The organism is Tardiphaga sp. 215_C5_N2_1, from assembly GCF_052076055.1.
Lineage (GTDB): Bacteria > Pseudomonadota > Alphaproteobacteria > Rhizobiales > Xanthobacteraceae > Tardiphaga > Tardiphaga robiniae.
The window spans coordinates 5412101-5435014 of sequence record NZ_CP197240.1; the positions used below are offsets into that span (position 1 = coordinate 5412101).

Here is a 22914-nt window from a genome sequence, read left to right on the forward strand (position 1 = left end):
ACGTGCTAGTCGACGACCTGCACGATGCGGCGCGAGCGCGGCTCCACCAGCACTGTCTGACCATTCACCACCGTGTAGCGATACGGCGTCGTCGCGACGGTCTGCGGCACGTCGTAATAGGTCACGCCGGCTTCAGGGAGCGTGGTGCCGACGACGATGCGATCGGGCACGGTGAAGGTCGGCACGCGTTCGCGCACCACATACTCACGGAATGCCGGACGCTCCTGCACAGTGATGCCATCGGGATCGTTGTTGTCGACGATGACGCGATCGCCCCCGGATACACCGACGGTGACGCCCTGAGCCTGCACGGCCAGCGGTGCGCCGAGGGCGCCGAAAAGGGCCGCTGCTGCAATAAGTTTGTTTCGCATGATCGTCTCCTTCGTGAACGATGTCCGGCTTGCCGCGCCGGTCTGTGCCATCCAGCCTGGTTTGGTTTATTCACCGTCGGCCAATGCATGCCGCCAGCGATCGTTCCGGAATTTTCCACGCGCAATTGCTGGTTTTTGATGCACTGCAGGCAGGTATGCGGGAACCCATTGATGGGCAGGGCGTCTTTATGCTGCTAAATCCCCGCGGCGCATCGCACCCGAATCGATTCCCTCACGGAGACACCCCATGGTCATCACGGCAGCTCACATCCAGCCGATCGTCGCGCTCATCGCTGGCGTTCTGATTTTGATCATGCCGCGGTTTCTCAATCTGGTGGTGGCGATCTATCTGATCTTCGTCGGACTGGCCGGACTCGGCGTCTTCAGGATGTTGAAGATCGGCTAAATTTCGACACGGCCGTTACCTACAGCGGTACCTCCGGGCTGCTTGCGCCACGTCCCTGAAACGTGGTGTAACGCGGCACATTTCCCTGTCGTTTCCTCTCGCGGATTGATTGAGAACCATGGCCAAAACCGCCTCGAAGTCCAAGAAAGCCCCTGCGAAGTCAAAGCTGTCCAAGGCTGCGCCCAAAGTAGCTTCGGTGGCCCGCAAGGCGCTTAAGAAGCCAGCTGCAAAACCTGCAGCAAAATCCGCGGCGAAGGCCAAAACGGCTGTGAAAGCAAAGGTTGCTCCGAAGCCCGTTGCAAAGGCTCCCGCATCCAAGAAGGCGGTTGTAGCCAAATCTTCTACAGCCAAGACTTCGGCGACCAAGGTCGTCAAGAAGGCCACCAGCAAGCCGGTGACTGACGTCATCAAGGCTGGCAAGTGGGTTTATTCGTTCGGCGGCGGCAAGGCCGAGGGCAAGGCTGGCCTGCGCGACCTGCTCGGCGGCAAGGGCGCGAACCTCGCCGAAATGGCCAATCTTGGCCTGCCGGTGCCTCCCGGCTTCACCATTCCGACCTCGGTCTGCACCTATTTCTACGCGAACGGCAAATCCTATCCGAAGGAATTGCAGTCGCAGGTGGAGAAGGCGCTCGAGGCCGTCGGCAAGATCACCGGCAAGGGCTTCGGCGACGAGAAAAATCCGCTGCTGGTTTCGGTGCGCTCCGGCGCCCGCGCCTCGATGCCGGGCATGATGGATACGGTCCTCAATCTCGGTCTCAACGACACCACGGTGGAAGCGCTGGCCGAACTGTCGGGCGACAAGCGCTTTGCCTATGACAGCTATCGCCGCTTCATCACCATGTATTCCGACGTGGTCCTCGGCTTCGAGCATCATCACTTCGAGGACATTCTCGACACCTACAAGGACAACAAGGGCTACACACTCGACACCGATCTCGATGGTGACGACTGGGTCAAGCTTGTCGGCCAGTACAAGGAAGCCGTCGCGCGCGAAACGGGGAAGGACTTCCCGCAGGATCCGCACGAGCAGCTCTGGGGCGCCGTCGGCGCCGTGTTCTCATCCTGGATGAATACCCGCGCGGTGACCTATCGCCGCCTGCACGATATCCCGGAGTCGTGGGGCACCGCCGTCAGCGTGCAGGCCATGGTGTTCGGCAATATGGGCGAGACCTCGGCCACCGGCGTTGCGTTCACGCGCAACCCGTCGACCGGCGAGAGCAAGCTGTATGGCGAATTCCTGATCAACGCGCAGGGTGAAGACGTGGTGGCGGGCATCCGCACGCCGCAGGACATCACCGAAGACGCGCGGATCGAGAGCGGTTCGGACAAGGCGTCGATGGAAGCGGCGATGCCGGAGGCGTTCAAGGAATTGACGCGCATCTACACCCAGCTCGAGAAGCACTACCGCGACATGCAGGACATGGAGTTCACGGTCGAGCAGGGCCGGCTCTGGATGCTGCAGACCCGCAACGGCAAGCGTACTGCCAAGGCGTCGATCCGCATCGCGGTCGAACTCGCCAATGAAGGCGTGATCTCGCAGAAGGATGCGGTATCGCGCATCGATCCGGCGTCGCTGGATCAGCTCCTGCATCCGACCATCGATCCATCAGCCAATCGCGACGTCATCGCCACCGGCCTTCCGGCATCGCCGGGCGCCGCATCGGGCGAGATCGTGTTCTCGTCGGACGAAGCCGCCAAGCTGCAGGCCGACGGCAAGAAGGTTATTCTTGTTCGCGTCGAAACCTCGCCGGAAGACATTCACGGCATGCACGCCGCCGAAGGCATTCTCACCACCCGCGGCGGCATGACCTCGCATGCTGCGGTGGTCGCGCGCGGCATGGGCAAGCCCTGCGTCTCCGGCTGCGGCACCGTCCGCGTCGATTACGGCCGCGGCACCATGAGCATCGGTGGCCGCGTGTTCAAGGCCGGCGACGTCATCACCATCGACGGTTCGGTTGGCCATGTGCTGTCCGGCCGCATGCCGATGATCGAGCCGGAATTGTCGGGCGAATTCGCAACGCTGATGGGCTGGGCCGACAAGGTCCGCAAGCTCAAGGTCCGCGTTAATGGCGACACGCCGGAAGATGCCCGCACCGCCATCAAGTATGGCGCGGAAGGCATCGGCCTGTGCCGCACCGAGCACATGTTCTTCGAAGAGACCCGCATCCGCACCGTGCGCGAGATGATCCTCGCCGAAGACGAGCAGGCCCGCCGTGCCGCGCTCGCCAAGCTGCTGCCGATGCAGCGCGCCGACTTCGTCGAACTGTTCGAGATCATGAAGGGCCTGCCCGTCACGATCCGTCTGCTCGATCCGCCGCTGCACGAATTCCTGCCGCACACCCAGGGCGAAGTCGAGGAAGTGGCGCGTGTCATGGGCACCGATCCGCGCAAGCTTGCGGACCGTGCGCGTGATCTCGCCGAGTTTAATCCGATGCTCGGCTTCCGCGGCGTACGCATTGCGATCGCCTATCCGGAAATCGCCGAGATGCAGGCGCGCGCGCTGTTCGAAGCCGCGATCGAAGCGGGCAAGCGCACTGGCGAACAGGTCGGCCTCGAAGTCATGGTGCCGCTGATCGTCACCAAGATGGAGTTCGATCTCATCAAGGCGCGCATCGATGCCACTGCGGTGTCGGTGATGAAGGAGACCGGCGGCAAGCTGAACTATTCGGTCGGTACCATGATCGAACTGCCGCGTGCCTGTCTGCTGGCCGGCGAGATTGCCGAGACCGCCGAGTTCTTCTCGTTCGGTACCAACGATCTCACGCAGACGACCTTCGGCATCAGCCGTGACGACGCCGCGAGCTTCCTCGGTACTTATATCGCCAAGGGTATTCTGCCCGTCGATCCGTTCATCACGGTCGACCGCAGCGGCGTCGGCGAACTGGTGAAGATCGGTGTCGCGCGTGGCCGCAAGACTCGCCCTGATATCAAGGTTGGTATCTGCGGTGAGCACGGCGGTGATCCGGCATCGGTAGCCTTCTGCCATGAGATCGGCCTCGACTACGTGTCGTGCTCGCCCTATCGCGTGCCGATCGCGCGTCTCGCTGCCGCACAGGCTGCGCTCGGCAAGGAAATTTCCAGCCAGGCGTAAGTGCTTCGCTGATTTCATGATCTGAAAAATGGCCGGGGAGTTCCCCGGCCATTTTTATTGCGTGCCTCATGCCGTGTTTGTTCGTGCGTCGGAATGGAACTCGCAAACATTTTCACGCATCCGCGAATTTCTCTTCATCATCTTTGTCAACGCGATGTTTACTACTTTTGTGGAGCCGCGGTTTACCAAGGCTTTCGAATGATTTTGCGCTGCGCTCGTACAGCTTGCGTGTGGCGTCGTTGCATCGCCGATTAACTCCGCGGCAACTTTGATTCCGTACTAACGAAATAGATCGAAATGTACGGATGTGCAGATTAGTGCCGTGCAGGGCGATGCTGGTGTAAGCGTTGCGTGAGCGTATCGATGTTAGTACTGCGTAACCGGCCGAAGGGCGCGCGTGGCGCGTTCTTCGGCTTCGGTCTCTGCGTTTTCGCATTGGCCCCGACAGAATCTGGCTATCAGGACATCGCCTCGCTGCTGGCTCGCCAGCCGGGCGTGACCGAACGCTGGCAGAAGCGCGTGTTCGCGCCCGCCGTCTCCTCCATCCAGGTTGCGACATTCTCGTTCGGTCGCCCAATGGGCACGGCCTCGCGCAATCCGACCTTGCAGCTCGCCAGCCTCGACAATTCCGGCATCGCCGCCAGCGGAGCGCTGATTGACATCACCGGTGCACTGACCCGCAATCCGTTGGCGCAACCGCCCCGCCGCTATGAAGCTGCAGATTTTCCAAAAGTGGATCGCTCGCTGAAGGGCGATCGCCTCGCCATCCGCGCGCCGGAGACCGTGGCGCCCGATGAGCCGGCCAGACAGGACTCTTTCGACGACAACAGATCGGTGATGGGCGCGAAGACCGTCGATGCAATGCCATCCGCGCAGCATGCCCCGCTCGATCCAGAACTCGATGAAGCGCTGCGTGCCCCGCCGCTTGCTCAATACGACGCATCGCAGTCCGTGCAGCCCACCGAGGACGCCAAGACCGATGCAGCGGTGATCCCCGTTGAGCCGGCGCCGGCCAAGGACGGCTTCTCGGTGAAGACTGCGAGCCTGTTTTTCGGAAGTTCGTCGCTTGGCGCATCGGTCGAGACAATGGAACGCTGGCAGCCCGGCGAAGAGCCAACCATCGTAATGCCAGGCACAGCCGTGCCGGGTATTGCCATGCCGGGCTCAAGCCTCGACCCGGACATGAAGGCTACGGCGGTGGTGCCGAATGCGGCGATCAACCCGACCGACGGCGGCGAAAGCGTTGCCGGCAAAGGCGAGGTCAACAGCGCCAATCAGCGTGCGAAGACGCCGGCCGAACGTATGGGCCTCACCGAGCAGACCCGCGGCAAGCAGGAAAAGTGTCTGACGGAAGCCATCTATTTCGAGGCCCGCGGCGAAGCGGTGCGCGGCCAGATGGCGGTGGCGCAGGTGGTGATGAATCGCGTGTTCTCGGGCTTCTATCCCACGACAGTTTGCGGCGTGGTCTATCAGAACAAGCACCGCCGCCTGGCCTGCCAGTTCACCTTCGCCTGCGACGGCATTCCGGATGTCGTGAAAGAGCCCGACATGTGGGAGCGCGCCCGCAAGATCGCGAAGGCGACGCTCGACGGCCGGATCTGGCTGCCGGAAGTCGCGAAGTCCACGCATTACCATGCCTATTGGGTGCATCCGTCCTGGGTCCGCGAGATGAAGAAGATGTACAAGACCGGTGTGCACTCCTTCTATCGCCCACGTAACTGGGGCGACGGCAGCGAGGCGCCAAGCTGGGGCACTGCGGCGCAGACGGCGGAAATCTCCGCGAAACTCTCCGAAATCAAGCCGTAGCAGCCACGACTTTACCTCCGAGCCTGCCAAGAGCGATGCCATGCCCGGCATCGCTCTTTCCATTCCGGATTCCGCAGAATGTTATCCTGACCCTGGGCTGTGACGACGTCTGCGTGGCCCTGCATTCCAGCAATGCATCCCCCGAAATTCCCATCATCGCCATTGGGATTTCCATGCGAATGCATTAATCTCCTCCAGTCCGGACCGGGCTTGCGCTCTTGGGCCGGCTGAATTTTCAATCCGAATTCGATCCGGGGAAACGACATGGCGGCAATTGACGGCGCGACGCGCCCGGCATCTGGTTTGGGCTGGCGTACGCCGCTGGTGATCATCATCTGCGGATCGCTGATCGGCATGCTCACCTTCGGGCCGCGCTCGAGCGTCGGCTTCTTCATGCAGCCCTTCAGCCAGGAGTTCGGCTGGGGCCGTGATGTTTTCGCGCTCGCCTTCGCCGTGCAAAACCTGCTCTGGGGCATCGGCCAGCCTTTCGCGGGCGCCGTTGCCGACAAGTTCGGCAGCGTGCGCGTGATCTGCGTCGGCGCCTTCCTCTATGCGGCTGGTTTGCTGATGATGCGCTATTCCTCGACACCGCTCGAGCTGAATATCAGCGCTGGGCTGCTGATCGGTTTTGGCCTGTCGGGTTGCTCGTTCAATCTGGTGCTGTCCGCTTTCGGCAAACTGGTGCCGCCGGAATGGCGCGGCATCGCGCTCGGCGCCGGCACCGCCGCAGGCTCGTTCGGCCAGTTCATCTTTGCGCCTTTCACAGTGGCGATGATCGACAACACCGGCTGGCAGGCGACGCTCACCGTGTTCGCGGTGCTGATGTTGCTGGTGATCCCGTTGTCGCTTGCCTTGGCGACTCCGACCGCGAGTGCCGCGTCCGCCGACGCGCCGGTGGCGCAGAAGCAGTCGTTCAAGAGCGCACTCACGGAAGCCTTCGGCCATCGCTCCTATGTGCTGCTGGTGCTGGGCTTCTTCACCTGCGGCTTCCAGCTCGCTTTCATCACCATGCATCTGCCGGCCTATCTGGTCGATCGCGGCTTGCCGGCGGCTGTGGGCGGCTGGGTGATTGCCATCATCGGCCTGTTCAACATCATCGGCTCGCTGACGGTCGGTTATGTGCAGGGCAAGCTGCCGAAGCGCTACATCCTCTCCTTCATCTACTTCACCCGCGCGCTGGCGACGGTGGCCTTCATCATGCTGCCGCTGACCACCACCTCGGCGCTGGTGTTCGGCGCCATCAGCGGGCTTGCCTGGCTCTCCACCGTGCCACCGACATCGAGCCTGGTGTCGCTGATGTTCGGCACGCGCTGGCTGGCAACGCTGTATGGCTTTGCCTTCTTCAGCCATCAGGTCGGTGGCTTCCTCGGCGCGTGGCTGGGCGGTGTCGTGTTCGACAAGTTCGGCTCCTACACGCCGGTGTGGTGGCTATCGGTGCTGTTCGGCGTGCTGTCGGCGCTGATCAACCTGCCGATCGTAGAAGAGCCGGTGAAGCGTCCGATTGCACAGCCGGCATGAGCCTGTTGTTGACTCGCTGATCTCCAGCGATAAAAATTGATCTTGGCCGTCCCAGTCGGGGCGGCCTTCGTTCTCAGGGCGGGGTGAAAATCCCCACCGGCGGTAATCGGGCGCAAGCCCGGAAGCCCGCGAGCGCCTGACGGGTTACACCGTCAGGGTCAGCAGATCCGGTGCAATGCCGGAGCCGACGGTCATAGTCCGGATGAAAGAGAACGGGTATGCGCAGGGAGTCCGCCTTGGCGGATGCTCGGAGTGTGACCGTACGTCCTGATTCTGGTCTCAAACCGCGAGAGCATCCATGAATCAGCCTGTGATGAACTTCAAAACTTCCACTTCCGTAAATCTTGCACCATCGACCGGGCGGATCGCCTTCATCCAGTCGTGCTGGCACAAGGATATTGTCGATCAATGCCGTGTCGGTTTTGTCGCCGAACTTGCACGGCATGGTGTGCCTGACAGTCAAATCGATGTCTTCGAGGTGCCCGGCGCCTTCGAAATTCCGTTGCAGGCCAAATTGCTGGCGCGCACCGGGCGCTATGTGGCGATCGTCGCCACCGGGCTCATCGTGGACGGTGGCATCTATCGCCATGAATTCGTCTCTGACGCCGTCATCAACGGGTTGATGCGGGTGCAGCTCGACAGCGAGGTGCCTGTGATCTCGGCCGTGCTGACGCCGCAGCATTTCCACGAGCACGCCGAGCACCTGCGCTTCTTCCGCGAGCATTTCGTTGTGAAGGGCACCGAGGCGGCGACGGCCTGTGCGGCCACCATCGCCAATATCGCGGCGACCCGGCAACTGGCCGCCTGATTGTCTCATTGCCGCGTTATGCCGCCATGGCCGGGCAGGGCTGCAGAGCTCCTGCCCGGCTGGCGCGGGTGGCGTTTCCCGCAACGGCGCGGCATAATTCGGCAACGGAAATCACAAGCAAAAACTCGGGAGTGGCGTGTTGGGAACGTTCAAGGCTGTCCGCATCGACAAGGCTGACAAAGGCACCACGGTTGCGCTGACGCAGTTCGACGAATCCGAATTGATGGACGGCGACGTCACCGTGCGGGTCGAATGGTCCACCGTGAATTACAAGGACGGCCTCGCCGTCACCGGCAAGGCGCCGGTGGTACGCCGCTTTCCGATGATCGCCGGCATCGATTTCGCAGGCACGGTGGAATCCTCGGAGAATCCGAACTGGAAGCCCGGCGACAAGGTGATCGGCAATGGCTGGGGCATGGGCGAAACCCATCTCGGCGCCTATGCCGAAAAGACCCGCGTGAAAGGCGACTGGCTGGTGCGGCTGCCGGCCGGCATGACCACCCGCGACGCCATGGCGGTCGGTACCGCCGGCTACACCGCAATGCTCAGCGTACTGGCGCTGGAGAAGCACGGGCTGAAGCCGGCCGATGGCCCGATCGTCGTGACGGGGGCGGCCGGCGGCGTCGGCTCGGTGGCGATCGCGGTGCTGTCGAAGCTCGGTTACCAGGTCATCGCCTCGACGGGGCGCACGTCCGAGGAGGGCTATCTCAAGGGCCTTGGCGCCAGCGAGATCATCGACCGCAACGAGCTGTCCGGCCCGGCCAAACCGCTGGCCAAGGAGCGCTGGGCGGGCGGCATCGACAGCGTCGGTTCGACCACCCTGGCGAATCTCCTGTCGATGACCAAGTATCGCGGCGCCATCGCCGCCTGCGGTCTCGCGGCCGGCATGGACCTGCCATCTTCGGTTGCACCGTTCATTTTACGCGGCGTGTGTCTTCTCGGCATCGATTCTGTCATGTGCCCGATCGAGCTGCGACAGCAGGCCTGGGCGCGGTTGGCGACGGATCTGGATCACACAAAACTCTCTGAAATTACTCAGGAAATTCCGCTGGACCAGGTGATCGACGCCGGCGCCAATGTGCTGGCCGGTCAGGTCCGCGGGCGAATCGTGGTAAAGATCGGCTAACGACGTTCAGACTTTACCAACCAACCTGCTCCATTGTTGCCACGGTTGGTATGGTAAGCAGCGGGTAAAGACATCAGGCGGTCATCCGCGCTCGGTTGTTCGGAGTATCCTATGGTTGCGCGTTATGTGTTGGGAGCGGTGCTTGCCGCCACGGTGGCGACCCCCGCGCTGGCTGGGTCGATGACGGCCGAAGAGGCCCGCAAGTTTGTTGCCGGCAAAGTCTTTGCCTTTACCTGTTTCGACGGCACCCGCGGCGCAGGCCGCGTGTTCGACGATGGCGGTGCGGCGGGCGCTGTGCAGTTCTCGGGCTCGGGTCCGGCGCGTAATATGCGCCTGCCGGGCAACACGCTGCAGGTCCGCGGCGAGGCCATCTGCGCCTCGATCAAGGGCATCCCGTTCGAGCCGTGTTTCAATCTCAACAAGAATGACGAGCGCTCGTTCCGCGGCTCGGTCTCCGGCATGGGCTTCGCCTATTGCGATTTCCGCCACCAGGGCGGCCGTGGCCAGATGCTGATGGCCCGCTCGCTGTCGGCCCCGCGCTCGCTGCGCGCGCCTTCCACCACCCGTTCGGCCGACGCCTCTGCCGGTGCCGACAATACGGTGACCCGCGTCTCGACCCCGCGCGTCGAGAGCAGCAAGATCGACGCCGTCGGATCGATCAAGTCCGAGCCGGCCAAGGAAATTGCCAAGACGCCGGAGCCGGAAAAGACCGAAGCGCTCGAGCTGCGCAAATCCACCAACTAAGCAAGTTAGGCGTGGCGACCCCAAGGTCCTTTGAGCGGGCCCTGTAGCGGCTCCTGCGCGCTGCCTGGAGGCGATTTGCCGTTGCTCCATGGGCCGGAGCGCGGCGGCAGCGGCGGCGTGTCGTCGGCCTCTCCGGGCGCATCCGTATCGGACGGCAGTGCCATCCGGCCGGGGTCGTGTCCTCCGGCGAATTTCACCAGTGCCGCGACCCGCGAATCCACCGACGGATGTGTCGCGAACAGGTCGGCAAAACCCTCGCGGGGATTGTCGATGCACATCTCCATGACGGCCGAAGTCGCGCCGGGCAGTTCGCCGCGATTCTCGATCTTGCGCAGCGCCGAGATCATGGCGTCGGGATTTTTGGTCAGCTCCACCGACCCCGCATCGGCCAGCAGTTCGCGCGAGCGCGACAGCGCGAAGCGCACCACCAGCGACAGTGCCCAGGCCAGCGCGATCAGCGCCACGGCGATGATGATGACAATGACTGCACCGCCGCCAGAGCCTTTGCTGTCGCTGTCAGACGAGGAAGACGATCGCGACGATCGGCTGCCGCCGAAGCGGAAGCCGGAATTGATGAATATCCGGAAGAACAGTTCAGCCGCAAAGCCGACCACGCCAGCGATGATGACGGCGACCACCATCAACTGCACGTCGCCGTTGCGGATATGCGTCAGCTCGTGGCCGAGCACCGCTTCCATCTCGTCATCGTTGAGCGCGCGCAGGAGGCCCGTCGTGACCGTGACAGAGTATTGCCTGGGGTTCAGGCCGGTGGCGAAGGCGTTCAACGCATCACTGTCCATCACCTTCAGCTTCGGCATCGGTATGCCGCGCGAGATGCAGAGGTTTTCAAGGAGATTATAGAGTCGCGGCTGCTCCTGCCGCGTCACGCTTTCGCTGCCGGTGATGCTATCGATCATCTTTTGATGACCGAAATAGGCGATGACGATCCACAGCACCGCGCCGATGGTGGCGAAGGGAAGCGCCTTGATCAGGTCGCGTGTTGCAGCGTTGATGTAATACGCAACCGAGCCGTTGCTGTTGACCGCCACCTCGCCGATCAGGGCGCCGGCGAACACCATCACATAAATCAGCAGGAACAGCCCTGCGAGCAGCAGCATCGAACGCGTCTTGTTCGAGGCAATATGCGTATAGAGACCATAGGCGGCCATGATGCAGTCCTAGGATTCACTATCAGCCGTCATTGCGAGGAGCTCTTGCGACGAGCAATCCAGTCTTCGCTTGTGGCTTTCTGGATTGCTTCGCTGCGCTCGCAATGACGGGGAGGGGCATGTGTTCTGGTCTGAGGATCAGAACTTGACCTGCGGCACGGCTTCGACCTCCTTGCGGGTTTCGCCGAGATCGAAGAACTCCTTCGAATGGAAGCCGAACGTGCCGGCGAACAACGCCGCGGGCATCTGCTGGATGCCGGTGTTGTATTCGGACACGGCATTGTTGAAGAACCGGCGCGAGGCGGCGATCTTGTTTTCGATATCCGAGAGCTCGGTTTGCAACTGCTGGAAATTCGCATTGGCCTTGAGGTCCGGATAGGCCTCGGACAGTGCGATCAGCCGGCCGAGCGCGCCGGAGAGCTGGTTTTCCGCGGCGCCGACCTGCGCCTGGCCCTGTGCATTCATCGCCGAATTGCGCGCCTTGATGACGTCGTCGAGGGTGCCGCGCTCATGCGCCGCATAGCCCTTCACGGTCTCGATCAGGTTCGGGATCAGGTCGTGGCGCTGCTTGAGCTGCACGTCGATATCGGCAAAGGACTGGTTGACCCGCTGGCTCAGCGCCACCAGCCGGTTATAGGCAGCAAATGCCAGGACAATCAGGACAACGATGACGCCAAGAACGATCCAGCCGGTCGACATGTAAGAACCCCCAAAAGAAACCATCAAACCCAAAGCCTAGCCGATCATGCGGCCACAGAGCAGGGGCCGCAGGCATGTCGCGGCACGGATTGGTCGCGGCGAGGGTGGAATACGTTCAAAGACGCTCCTCCATCGCGCCCTGTCATGTGCGCTCCTCTGCTACAACTTTGAAAGGAGATGTTGTCGGTCTGCACCTTTGCGATGTTGCATCAGTCGACAGGAGACGTCAGCAGATCGCCTGCGGGTTAGCGTCGGTGCGCTATCCGTCATCCAACCGTCATGCGCAAAACCTAATGAAACCCTAACCTTTGGGCTGGGGACTTGAGCGATGTTGGAATGGCGTAACGGCGCGAGCCGGCTTGCGATGGGCGTGGTTGTGGCGGCGCTGTTCGCGCCGATGACGGCGGAGGCGCAGACATTCACGGTGCCAGCCGGCACCACGGATACCACGACGAAGACACTTAGCGGCACGCAGACCGGAACGGTCGATGCCTCCGGCACGCTGCGATCCACCAGCGGCACGGCGACCATCGGGTGGAACGGCGCATCGACCGGCGTCGTCGTTACCAATTCCGGCGTAATCGAAAACACCAGCACGGGGCGCGTCATCGACGCCACCGGCGCAACGGCGGGCCGGACCTTCACCTTCCTCAACAATATTGGCGCCATCGTGCGATCGACCCAGAACGACGTGTTCCGGTTCAATCTGGCGATGACATCTGGCACGATCGTGATCGACAATGCCGGGCTGATCCAGGCCGGCGGTACCGGCTATGCTGCGCTCGGGCAGGCGCTCGATTTCCGCGGCATGACCGGCGCCGCGTCGATGACCATCATCAACCGTGCGACCGGCGTGATCGAGGCGATGACCGACGATGCGGTCCGGCCCGGCGCCAACGCGGTGATCAATAATTTCGGCATCATCCGCAGCTTCGGTGCCAATACGTCCGGTGGTGCCAACGGCACGTCCGACGGCATCGACACCGGCGGCAATCTTGGCGTCGTCGTCAACAATCAGGCCGGCGGCCTGATTTCCGGCGCGCGCCACGGCATCACCGCGGACACCGACGTGACGGTCAACAACGCGGCCGGCGGCACGATCCTCGGCCGCAACGGCTCGGGCGTCGGGTCCGACGGCGCCGGCACCGTCACCAACTACGGTCGCATTACCGGCACCTATGCCGGTGTTGGCAACATCTTCAATTCGGACGGTATCGCGCAGATCAATGGCGACGGCGATGGCGTCGATATCGACAATGTCGGAACCATCATCAACTACGGCATCATCGAAGGCACCGGCGCCGGCGGTTTCGATAGCGGCGGGCGCGCCAATGCCAGCGAAGGCATTTCCATCGGCGGCGGCACGATCACCAATTACGGCATGATCAGCGGTACGAACACCGGCATCGTAGTCAACAAGGATACCAACGTCGATCGCAGCGGCGTGGCCGCAACCACCATCATCAATAATCTCGGTGGCACGATTGTGGGTCTCAACGGCTACGCGATTCGGCTCGAAAACAAGACCGGCACCGCGATCGACAACGATACCATCGTCAATCGCGGCACCATCATCGGCAATGGCGCGATCCCGGACCCAAATGCGATCGTGTTGATGAATACGGGCGTGGCAGATCCCAATTCCGTCGGCACCCTGAACGGCATCACCTATACCGGCACCGGCTCCGCCCGTTTCATCCGCGGCGATGGTTCCGCGATCCAGATGGGCGAAGGCGCCGACGTGCTGACCAATTACGGCACCATCATCGGCAACACCGGCCGCGCCGTGAACATGGAAGGCGGCAACGACACCGTTAACATCATGAAGGGCTCGCGCATCGTCGGCCTCGTCGATGGCGGCGTCGGCACCGATACGCTGAACTACAACAAAGCGGGCCTCACCGACGCCAAGCGCGCTGCGCTGCAGGCCGGCCAGACCGTGAATATCGGCGGTACGCTCTATACGTCGTTCGAGGTGATCACCGGAACGTCGTCTTCGTTCGCGTCCTTTGCCAGCGCGGGCTCGCTCGGCGTCGCCTCGCTGTTCGACAATCTGCCGGCCACCGCCACCAGCAGTTCGGTGGTCAATCTGCTCGACAGCGTTGCCAGCTCGGCAGATGTCGGCGCGGCGCTGGCGCAGCTCACGCCCGCGGCCTATCAGGGCCTCGGCCGCATGACCATGAATGACGCGTTCCAGACGACCTCGCTGGTCGGCCAACACCTGACGCAGAACCGCCTCGGCGGCCTCGGCACCGACATGTCCGGTGTCGGCAACGCGCTGGCGATGTTCGATGGCGGCATGTTCGACAAGAATTTCAGTGCCGATCGTGCGCTGGCCGCGGTGACGTCATTCCCAGGCAGCGCAAGTTCTGCGCTGGCCGATGCCGGCTGGGGCGGCAATGCGGCCGATGCGATGGCCTATGCGCCGGTGACCAAGGCTCTGCCCGGTCTGCGTCCGGTGGCTGTCGCTGCCGAACAGGGCCTGTTCATCACGTCGGGCGCGAGCTTCGCCCGTGAAGGCGCGCGAACTGACGCGCCGAGCTTCAAGTCGAACACCGTCAACGTGCTCGCCGGCTACGACCGGCGCATCACCGACAGCCTCGTTGCCGGCGTGTTCGGCGGCTACGCGCTGACCCGCGGCGATATCGATAATATCGGCAGCCACACCAAGATCTCGACCGGGACCATCGGCGGCTATGGCACCTATCAGGCGCCCGGCTGGTTCGCGACCGCCATGGGCCTCTATGGCTTCAGCGATTACGACACCACGCGCGTGGCGGTCGGCACGACGAACACCGCGGCGTTCAGCGGCGATCACTATGCGATCCGCGGCACGGTCGGCACCGATCTGCGCGTTAGCGGCTGGGTCGTCACGCCGGAGATCGGCCTGCAATATACGCGGGTGATGACCGATGGCTTTGCGGAGCGCGGCGGTGCGGCGGCCCTCGTGGTCGGCTCGGACAGTTCGGAATCGCTGCGCTCCAGCGTTGGCGCACGCTTCGCCTATGATTACGCGCTGAATGGCGGCGTGTTGACGCCGGAATTGCGGCTGGCCTGGCTGCATGAATTCAGCGATGGCGTGCGCGGCATCACTGCGAGCTTCGCCGATACCACGCTGCCGGGTTCGTTCATCACCGCGACCGGCAGCGCGCTGCGCGATCGCGGCGTGATCGGTGCCGGCCTCTCCGGCAGACTGGCACCGCTCACGGTGCTGTCGGTGAACTATGATGCGATCGTCGGCAGCAACGATGCCGTCGCGCATCAGGTGATGGGCCGCATCCGGCATTCGTTCTGAGAGCGGGCTATCCGCAGGAAAACGAGATTCGCAAACACCGAATGTAGGTGAGGGCGGTGCCATGCCCCTCACCCGACATCCGCGCTACGCGCGCATGTCGACCTCTCCCCGCGCAGAGCGGGGAGAGGTAAGCACGGCGCCACCTTCCTTAACCTCGCCCCGCTTTTTGCGGGGAGAGGTCGACCGGCGAAGCGCAGCGAAGCCGGTCGGGTGAGGGGCCTTGCAGTGAGCTAGCCGCAATCTCGCGACTAGCGGGTCGTTCCAGCGCAGAAGCCGCTTACGGCTTCGCCATATGCCACGCACCGTTCAGGAAGCCGTCGCCATTGGTGTCGCCGGCGGCGGTGTCCTTCTTGAAGGTGTAGAGCGGCTTGCCTTTATAGGCCCACATCTTCTTGCCGTCGTCGCGCACGACGATGGTCATGTCGGCGCTCGGCTTGGCATCGTCCACCGCGAACAGCGGCGGCCAGTTTTCGGCGCAGGGGCCGTTGCACATCGACTTGCCACCGGCGTCCTTGTCGAAAGTATAGAGCGTCATGCCCTTGGCATCGATGAAGGTCTTGCCCTTGGCGGTGTCGGCGGTCTTCAGCATCTGCGCCGAGGCGGCGCTTGAGGCGAGCATGAGAGTCAGAGCCGCGAGGGCGGCGAATGATCTGGTCATTGCAGCGTTACCCCTGATGATTTGCGACGCAGTCGCGTCAGGAGAACAAACGCCAGCTGTAGAGAATTATTCCATGGATGATGTCGGTGCATCGAAAACCGCATCGCCCCAGTCGAGCTTGCGGAACTTTGCATACTTCGCCTTGTCGCGGCGCGGCGCGCTCGCGGCGATCACGCCTGCATTTGTGCAGAGTTTTGCCGTGATTGCGATCTTTGTCGTCACCGGTTGCGCAAGCACGCGCGACGGCCGCTGCGCAACAGGCGCACGCGACAGCGCGACATAAATAAATTTCTCGTCCTCATAGGGAAGTTCTGCGGATTTGAGTTGTTTATGCACACGGGAGCGCTGCAGCCGCTGGCTGAAGTGGCACCAGTCCGGCTTCACCAGCGGACATGCATCGTCATGTGGGCAGGGCGCGATCACATGCGCGCCGTTCTTGATGAGCTGCGCACGCGCATCGAGAATGCGTTGATAGCCCGACGGCGTGCCGGGCTCGACGATAACAAGCGTATCATTCGTCTTCGTCCACATCGCCGCGACGAGTTTTGTCCGCGCGAGATCGTTGAGCTCGTTGATGACATAGCTCGCGATGACGAGATCGGCGGATGGGGCATTGGCGATTGTCGCGGTAGCGTCGCCGAGCGTGTAGTTCATCGCGGGGATGCGGTGGCTGTCCTCCGCCAAACCGAGCGCAAGCATGCGCAAAGCGGGATTGGCATCGAGCAGTGTGAACGAAGCGAGCGACGCGAAGGCTTCGGCGCAGGCCCATGTCGCCGTTCCCGGCCCGGCGCCGCAATCGAGCAGCGTGGTCGGTGCGAAGTCCGGTCGTGTCTCCTGCAGCGCATCGAGGCTGGCGACGACCGCCGCATAGGTCGCCGGCATGCGGGCGAGCGCATAGGCCAGTGCGTCGCTCTCGCTACGGATGGTCGTCGAGCCGCCGCCAGAGCGATAGGTCTGCGAGATTGCATCGGAGCGCGCAGCCGCGTCGCTGCGCGAGAAGCCGTGCAGGCGGGCGTTGAGGGCGGCGGTGAGTTCGGCCGGGAGGTCGGGTGACATCGGTGGTCCGTCATGTTGTCGCGGCGCGCCGCGACCTTCGTATTGAACCCGAGGCCGCGGCTGCGACACCAACAGGCCTTCTCACCAGATGGCGTCGGTGACGCCAAGACAGGAATATCGACGATGGATCACCCGGTCAATTTCACCGCACTTGCGGCGCTTCGGCCCGGCGACGCGCGCGAAGATCTCAGCCGCGCGCTTGGTGCGCGCTGGTGCGAACCTGCGCCGCATCAGCAGGGCCGTGTCACCGCCTTGTCGAAGCAGCACGGCTTTGAAGCGCAGATCGATACAGTTGGACGGATCGGCGCTATTCGTTATCGCGACCCGTTCCCCGCCATGCCGGGTGTTCTCGGTCTGCGGATCGGTATGCCGGTCGCAGACGCTCTGGCGGCGCTGCCGCAGCTCGCGCTATCGCATCGCGCGCCGGTCTACGATTCCATGTATTTTGTCGCCGACGTCTCGCATGAGACGAAGCTTGCGCTGGAGTTTCGCTGGCAGGAGCTTTATGCGATCTCGTTGCGCAATCCAGCGGCCGTCTATCCGGACAAGCAGCCGATGGCGTATCCGGTGGCCGCCGGTGCGCCCGGCGCTCCCTTCGGCGATCCGAACTTCAAACTCGCCGTCATGTCGTCATTGCTGGAGAGCGGCGTGCTCGATCTGGCCGCGCCCGAGGATCTTACCGCGTTTGTGCTGAAACGCGCGGTCGATCTCGAGGAGGACGGCTACGATCTGATCAGCGAGGCCTACGATTATCTGGTGCGCTATCCGCTCACCGAGGCGGACCTGGCGAAGGTCGAGGCCATCACCTTCGATGGCGGCAACGAGATCTATCCCTATTGCTATTATTTCTGGGACGGCGAGAGCAAAGAGTTCGACATTTCGAGCACGGCCGGGATCGGCCTGTGCCAGAACCTGCGGCAGCTTACCTGCATCGCGATGATCGAGCGGCTGGATGCGGCGGATCTCGTCGGCCTCGGCAAGCTCGAAGCGCTCGATCTGCCGTCGGTGTGCGACAATCCCGGGCGTCTGCTCGAGCTCCCTGCACTGAAGAAGCTGACATTCCCGGAAACCGCCATCCGCGATCCGGCTTTGATCGCCGCGTTAAAGGCGCGTGGCGTCGCGGTGCGCATCGACGCTTAGGAGAGGCTGTTCGTCTTGCCCTCCCCACCTGGCGAAGCTTCGCTTCGCGCAGGGGAGGGCAAGGAGGAGTTACGCCACTTCCTGATCGAGGATCTTCACCGCGTTTTCGAGATCCACCGAGACCAGCTGGGACACGCCACGCTCAGCCATGGTGACGCCGTACAGGCGGTGCATGCGCGCCATGGTGATCGGGTTGTGCGTGATGGTGATGAAGCGCGTTTCGGTCGAGGCGCACATTTCATGCAGCAGGCTGCAGAAGCGCTCCACGTTGTGGTCGTCGAGCGGCGCGTCGACTTCGTCCAGCACGCAGATCGGCGACGGGTTGGTCAAGAATACCGCGAAGATCAGCGCCAGCGCGGTCAGCGCCTGTTCACCACCGGACAGCAGTGACAGGGTCTGCGGCTTCTTGCCGGGCGGCTTGGCGACGATTTCGAGACCGGCTTCGAGCGGATCGTCGCTCTCGATCAGCTTGAGCTCGGCTTCGCCGCCGCCGAACAGTTCGACGAACATGCGCTTGAAGTGGCCGTTGACGATGTCGAACGAGGTCATCAACCGTTCGCGGGCTTCCTTGTTCAGGCTCTGGATGCCGGTGCGCAGCTTCTTGATGGCTTCGACGAGGTCGTCGCGCTCAGTGGCGAGGCCGTTATGCGTGCCTTCGACCTCGTTGAGCTCTTCCTCGGCGCGCAGGTTGACGGCGCCGAGACGCTCGCGGTCGCGGCGCAGCTTTTCCAGATCGGCTTCGATGTCGGCCAGATCAGGCAGCGTGTCGTCCTGGCGGACTTCGGCCAGCGCCGCGACGCCTTCCGGCTCGACTTCCAGCATGTCGCGGATTTCGCGCTCGATGTCCTCGAGGCGGCGCTTGCCGCTTTCCATGCGCTCCTCGGTGCGGGCGCAGGCTTCGCGGGCGGCGGAGAGGGCTTCCAGCGAGCCGCGGGCATCGCGGTCGGTCTCGCGCATGGCGTTCTCGGCCGAGGCCAGCGCGTTGGCGGCGAGCTGACGGGCCTGTTCGGCGCTCTCGACTTCCGAGATCAGCGCGCGGCGCTTCTGCAGATAGAGCGCCGGGGCGTCTTCTAGTTCGGCGCGTTCGCGGGTCACTTCGGCCACGCGCGCAGCAACCGTCTCGATCTGCGAGGCGGCGGAGGTCTTGCGGTTCGCCCAGTCGGTGCGCTCGGCGATGATCGCCTGCAGGCGGCGGTCGGCCAGCTCAGCCTCGCGGGCCAGCGCCTGCGCTTCGGCGCGCACCTGGGCGGCACCGCGGCGATGGCCTTCGATCTCGCCGCGCACGGTCGCGAGCTGGGCCTCGGCGTCGGAGCTTTCCGGCAGATATTCCAGCGCGGCATGCGCGCTCTCATGCGCCGCTTCCGCTTCCATGCGATCGTTGGAGAGGCGCGACTGCGCTTCGGTCAGCGTCGCGCGGCGGGCCGCATGGCGGTTGATCTCGCGCTCGGCATTGGCATGGCGCTCGCGGGCCTGATCGACGTCGCGGCGGGCATTGCGCAGGGCATCGCGCGATGCACCTTCGGCCGAAGCCGCAGCCTTCAGCGCCTGCTCTGCGCTTTCCAGCGCTTCACGCTTGGCAATGGCGTCGATCTTGGCGTTTTCCAGATCGGCTTCGATATCAGTCAGGCGGGCGCGCTCGGCGAGGCGACGGGCGGCGCCGGTCGGCGCATGCGCACCGGCCACAAAACCGTCCCAGCGCCAGACGTCGCCTTCCAGCGACACCAGCCGTTGGCCGGTCTGCAACTGCGACACCAGAGCCGCGCCCTGATCCTTGGAGACGACGCCGATCTGCTTGAGGCGACGCGCGAGTTCGGCCGGCGCATTGACATGCGACGCCAGCGACTCGACGCCGGCGGGTAGGACGGGATCGTTGGCGTGATCGCCGGCATTGGTCCAGCGCATCGGCGCCGAGGGATCGACCGGCGCGTCGAGATCGTCGCCGAGCACGGCGCCGAGCGCCTTTTCATAGCCCTTGGTGACGCTGACGCCATCGATGATCGGCGGCCACAGGTTCTTGGTTTCGCCGTTGAGGATCTTCGAGATGGTGCGGGCTTCGGTCTCGAGCCGCTGCACCTTCCTGTCGGCGTCGTTGAGCGGCGCGCGCGAAGCTTCCAGCGTCTGCCGGGCGGCGATATGGGCGGCCTCGTTGTCGCCGACGGCCATTTCCGCCTGCAGCAGGATTTCCTGCGAGGTCTCCATCAGGGCGGCGAGCTCATCCAGGTCGCCGAAGCCCGATGTCTGCGCCGTCAGCGCCTCGATCTCGGCCTCGACGCTGGCGATTTCCTGGCCCAGACGCGCCAGGCGATCGGCCTGGCTGCGCACGTTGGACTGCAACTGGTTGCGCTTGGCGGTCATGTCCGCATGGGCGGTGGTGAGTTCGGTGAAGGTGCGCTCGGCGGCGGCCAGCACGGCCTCGGCCTCGGAGACGCGGTCATCGACGCCGCCACGCAGCTCGACGCGCTGCATGATCTCTTCCTTGAGCATCGCGTCTTCTTCGTCGAGACGGAGCAGCGCGAATTCGGCGTCTTCCGACTGCTTCATCTCGCGCGCGACGTCGCTCTCGAACTGCGTCAGGCGGCGGTCGAGCTCGGCGGCGCGCTCCTTGGCGCGCTCTTCCTCGCGGTCGAGCATGTCGCGGGCATTGGTCAGGCGCTGCAGACCGGCGGCGGCGGCGGCTTCGGCCTCGCGCAGCGCGGGCAATTCACTGGCGCGGATCGCCTGGATGCGCGCGGCTTCGCCCTGTTCGCGGGTGCGTTCGGCGAGATCGCGCACATACTGGTCGTGCAGCGTCGCGGCTTCGGCATTGTCCTGATGCGCCTGCAGCCAGCGCAGGTGAAACAGCATGGCCTCAGCCTTGCGCACCTTGCCCGCGACTTCGCGGTAACGGATCGCCTGGCGGGCCTGCTTCTTCAGGCCTTCCATCTGGCCGGAGAGCTGGCCGATCACGTCCTCGACGCGGGTCAGGTTGGTTTCGGCGGCCTTCAGGCGCAGCTCGGCTTCGTGGCGGCGCGCATGCAGGCCGGCGACGCCGGCGGCGTCTTCCAGCACGCGGCGGCGCTGCTCGGGCTTCGCCTGGATGATTTCGCCGATCTTGCCCTGGTGGACGAGGGCGGGCGAACGCGCGCCGGTGGCGGCGTCGGCAAACAGGATCTGCACGTCGCGGGCGCGCACGTCGCGGCCGTTGATGCGGTATTGCGACCCGGCTTCGCGCTCGATGCGGCGGGAGATTTCGAGAATTTCGGCGTCATTGACCATGGCTGGCGCGGTGCGATCGGTATTGTCGATCGTCATCACCACTTCGGCGTGGTTGCGCGAGGCGCGGTTGCCGGAGCCGGCGAAGATCACCGCGTCCATGTCGGCGGCGCGCAGCGACTTGTGCGAGGTCTCGCCCATCGCCCAGCGCAGCGCTTCCACCAGATTGGACTTGCCGCAGCCGTTCGGGCCGACGACGCCGGTCAGACCGGGCTCGATCATGAAGTCGGTCGGTTCGACGAACGACTTGAATCCGTGCAGGCGCAGGCGCGTGAGTTTCATGGATACGGTACTCTGGTTAGCCGACAGGCCACTTTATTCAAAAAGCCCCGAGAATCGCGAATCCCCCAGCACGAACAATAGCATAAATGCAGCTGCCGCGCGGACGGAGACTCGCTGGTCGCGGCTCTCATTGGCCCGGACAATGGCGAGACGAGGGCAGCGGCGCAACCGCGGAACCCCGCTTTTCCCAAGGGTTTTGCGGGGGATAGGTGGGGGAGGATGAGAAAAAGGGCTTGTTTTAAGGGGGATGCGGGAGGAAGGCGCGCGATTTCTACGGAGCGTTAGCGTGTTCCGCACTTAGTAGCCTCAGACTTCGCTTTAGCTTCTCGGCATGGCTCCAAACAATCCAAGCAAATGGTACTGGCGCTTGAGTGATTATTTATAGTTGTTAACAATCGATCTCGGTTGTGAGAAAAATATCCCCTTGACGGATTCGTGCCCATGAATCATATGTCTCTTCAACATGGCCGGCCCCTCTGCGCGAAAGCGTACGGGTCGGTCTTCTTTTTTGTAGGTCCGCTTGATGGCCTACAGTAAGCCCTACCTCACCGTAAAAGATCAGCTCGCCCTTATTAAATCGCGAGGGATGATCATTTCGGATGAGGCGCTTGCCGAGTCCTACCTCAACAAAATCGGATACTATCGTCTCAGCGGATACTGGTATCCGTATCGCGAAGCCAAGCAGGTTGCCGGGATTACGAAAGTCCTCGACGACTTCAAAAGTGGTACCAAATTCTCCGAAATCGTAGACCTGTGCGTCTTCGACAAAAAGCTTCGCCTGGTTTTCCTGGACGTCATTGAGCGTATCGAAATAGCGCTACGTGTTCAGATAACTCTCCAACTCGGCAAGCAAGGGGTGGATGCGCATAGAAATCCGAAGGCTCTTCACCCCAATTTTCTGCGACAGATAAATCAGAAAACCGGCAAGTCACAACACGCCGAGTGGTTAGCTCGCAACGACGATGCGTTTGACAGGTCAAAAGAGGAATTTGCGAAGCATTTTAGAACAAAATACTTTGGTGAAATCCCTCCCATTTGGATAGCCGCAGAATTGTGGGACTTCGGTACGATGTCATTTCTGTATGCGGGAATGCGTAAGTCCGATCAGATTGCCGTAGCTAAGACTTTTAACGTGCCATCTTTCGACGTCATGGAGACGTGGCTTCGTTCAATCAATGTCGCTCGCAATATCTGCGCTCATCATAGTCGATTTTGGAACAAGCCCAGCGTCGTGCAGCCGAAATGGCCTTCTGCTGTTGATGTCCCTGATCTCGGGGATATTGTCGGTGATACAAATGCTCAAACACGCATCTATGGATTGGCGTGTCTGTGCGCGCATCTGCTGAAGTCGATAAATCCGAATTCGACGTGGTTGCCGCGGTTCAAGTCGACGGTGTCTGACTTCCCCAGTTCTACGGTCGTTAACCTGAAATCGGCAGGCTTTCCGGCAGATTGGGATAAGACAAATTTGTGGTCGTGAATGATGATCGGTT

Annotated in this window: 17 protein-coding genes and 1 riboswitch; of the genes, 11 read left to right on the forward strand and 6 right to left on the reverse strand. The window is 62.9% G+C overall.

The window, feature by feature from the left end; translation table 11 throughout:
• Positions 1-5: 5 nt before the first annotated feature.
• On the reverse strand, positions 6-371 hold the full coding sequence (locus tag AB7828_RS25695; RefSeq protein WP_093760047.1) for a DUF1236 domain-containing protein: 366 nt from the start codon (positions 369-371) through the stop codon (positions 6-8).
• Positions 372-618: 247 nt separating this feature from the next.
• Between AB7828_RS25695 and AB7828_RS25700 the strand changes: the two genes are divergently transcribed.
• The 8 genes from AB7828_RS25700 to AB7828_RS25735 all read left to right on the forward strand — a co-directional run bounded on the left by AB7828_RS25700 (position 619) and on the right by AB7828_RS25735 (position 9870).
• Complete coding sequence (locus AB7828_RS25700; RefSeq protein ID WP_089262456.1) at positions 619-777, forward strand: DUF3096 domain-containing protein; 159 nt, start codon at positions 619-621, stop codon at positions 775-777.
• 118 nt (positions 778-895) lie between these two features.
• Positions 896-3868 (forward strand): pyruvate, phosphate dikinase, encoded by a 2973-nt coding sequence (ppdK, locus tag AB7828_RS25705; RefSeq protein WP_441231525.1) that lies wholly within the window; start codon positions 896-898, stop codon positions 3866-3868.
• A gap of 28 nt (positions 3869-3896) precedes the next feature.
• Complete coding sequence (locus AB7828_RS25710; protein WP_165826769.1) at positions 3897-4070, forward strand: hypothetical protein; 174 nt, start codon at positions 3897-3899, stop codon at positions 4068-4070.
• 161 nt (positions 4071-4231) lie between these two features.
• The gene (locus AB7828_RS25715) at positions 4232-5674 is read left to right on the forward strand and encodes a cell wall hydrolase (RefSeq protein WP_441231526.1); all 1443 of its coding nucleotides are present in this window, start codon (positions 4232-4234) and stop codon (positions 5672-5674) included.
• Between the two features lie 264 nt (positions 5675-5938).
• Positions 5939-7192 carry an MFS transporter gene (locus AB7828_RS25720; protein WP_441231527.1) on the forward strand — a complete coding sequence of 418 codons (1254 nt, stop codon included), beginning with the start codon at positions 5939-5941 and terminating at the stop codon, positions 7190-7192.
• 65 nt (positions 7193-7257) lie between these two features.
• A riboswitch (FMN riboswitch) is annotated at positions 7258-7410 on the forward strand.
• An 80-nt stretch (positions 7411-7490) separates the two neighbouring features.
• Positions 7491-8000, forward strand: a complete 510-nt coding sequence (locus tag AB7828_RS25725) for a 6,7-dimethyl-8-ribityllumazine synthase (RefSeq protein ID WP_439079352.1) — start codon at positions 7491-7493, stop codon at positions 7998-8000.
• Positions 8001-8139: 139 nt separating this feature from the next.
• Entirely contained in the window at positions 8140-9126 is a 987-nt protein-coding gene (acuI, locus tag AB7828_RS25730) for an acrylyl-CoA reductase (NADPH) (RefSeq protein ID WP_441231528.1), read from the forward strand.
• 111 nt (positions 9127-9237) lie between these two features.
• Positions 9238-9870 (forward strand): hypothetical protein, encoded by a 633-nt coding sequence (locus AB7828_RS25735; protein WP_089262445.1) that lies wholly within the window; start codon positions 9238-9240, stop codon positions 9868-9870.
• A 5-nt stretch (positions 9871-9875) separates the two neighbouring features.
• Here AB7828_RS25735 and AB7828_RS25740 read toward each other — a convergent pair whose 3' ends face one another.
• A complete protein-coding gene (locus AB7828_RS25740) occupies positions 9876-11039 on the reverse strand; it encodes a M48 family metallopeptidase (RefSeq protein WP_441231529.1) in 1164 nt (387 codons plus the stop codon).
• 138 nt (positions 11040-11177) lie between these two features.
• Positions 11178-11738, reverse strand: a complete 561-nt coding sequence (locus AB7828_RS25745) for a LemA family protein (RefSeq protein WP_441231530.1) — start codon at positions 11736-11738, stop codon at positions 11178-11180.
• Between the two features lie 328 nt (positions 11739-12066).
• On the opposite strand from AB7828_RS25745, the gene AB7828_RS25750 reads away from it, so the two are divergent.
• Positions 12067-15033, forward strand: a complete 2967-nt coding sequence (locus tag AB7828_RS25750) for an autotransporter outer membrane beta-barrel domain-containing protein (protein WP_441231531.1) — start codon at positions 12067-12069, stop codon at positions 15031-15033.
• A 277-nt stretch (positions 15034-15310) separates the two neighbouring features.
• On the opposite strand, the gene AB7828_RS25755 is transcribed toward AB7828_RS25750, so the two are convergent.
• Complete coding sequence (locus AB7828_RS25755) at positions 15311-15691, reverse strand: COG4315 family predicted lipoprotein (RefSeq protein WP_441231532.1); 381 nt, start codon at positions 15689-15691, stop codon at positions 15311-15313.
• Between the two features lie 66 nt (positions 15692-15757).
• Complete coding sequence (locus tag AB7828_RS25760) at positions 15758-16747, reverse strand: small ribosomal subunit Rsm22 family protein (RefSeq protein ID WP_441231533.1); 990 nt, start codon at positions 16745-16747, stop codon at positions 15758-15760.
• Between the two features lie 123 nt (positions 16748-16870).
• Here AB7828_RS25760 and AB7828_RS25765 point away from each other — a divergent pair, with 123 nt between their 5' ends.
• On the forward strand, positions 16871-17887 hold the full coding sequence (locus AB7828_RS25765) for a DUF6892 domain-containing protein (RefSeq protein WP_441231534.1): 1017 nt from the start codon (positions 16871-16873) through the stop codon (positions 17885-17887).
• Positions 17888-17956: 69 nt separating this feature from the next.
• Here the strand turns inward: AB7828_RS25765 and smc are convergent, their stop codons facing one another.
• Positions 17957-21421: a chromosome segregation protein SMC gene (smc, locus tag AB7828_RS25770; RefSeq protein WP_441231535.1), complete on the reverse strand. Its 3465-nt coding sequence runs from the start codon at positions 21419-21421 to the stop codon at positions 17957-17959.
• A 523-nt stretch (positions 21422-21944) separates the two neighbouring features.
• Between smc and AB7828_RS25775 the strand changes: the two genes are divergently transcribed.
• Positions 21945-22901 carry an Abi family protein gene (locus tag AB7828_RS25775; protein WP_441231536.1) on the forward strand — a complete coding sequence of 319 codons (957 nt, stop codon included), beginning with the start codon at positions 21945-21947 and terminating at the stop codon, positions 22899-22901.
• The last annotated feature ends 13 nt before the right edge of the window (positions 22902-22914 follow it).